The sequence below is a fragment of the Pseudomonas sp. GW458-11-26-14-LB4 genome (assembly GCF_059423925.1).
Map to the genome: position 1 here is coordinate 1 of NZ_JBWKYU010000046.1, position 548 is coordinate 548.

1 protein-coding gene is annotated in these 548 nt (G+C 62.0%); it reads left to right on the top strand.

What is annotated here, in order from left to right:
- The coding region (locus AC07XZ_RS29085; protein ID WP_494990253.1) for an immunoglobulin-like domain-containing protein at positions 1–548 on the top strand (548 nt) is incomplete at both ends.

Here is a 548-nt window from a genome sequence, read left to right on the forward strand (position 1 = left end):
GGCAAAACCACCGGCACCGTGACCGTCGCCGCGCCAACCGATGACGTCTACAAAGACGCCGGCAAAGTCGAAGTCACGATCAAGGACGCAACCGGTGGCAACTTCGAGAACCTGGTTCCGAGCACCGTTCCAGCCGTAACGGAAGTCACCGACACCGTCGATACGACGACCGTGAAGCTGACCGCTTCCGAAACGGCCGCTGAAGGTGGCACCGTCACTTACACCGCGACTGTTGGCGCGCCAGTGACCGGCTCGCCTGTGACCGTGACCCTGGCCAATGGTCAGTCGATCACCATCGAAGTGGGCAAAACCACTGGCACTGTCACCACCACCGCGCCGAACGATGCACTCAACGGCCACACGCCGCTGACCAACGCGATCACCGGCGTGACTGGCGGCAACTACGAAAACCTCGTAGCCGACAAAACGCCGGTGTCGACCACCGTCACTGACACCGTCGACACCACCAATCTGACCCTCAGCGCCACCAATTCGGTTGCCGAGGGCGGTTCGATCACTTACACCGCCACACTGACCAACGCTGCGGG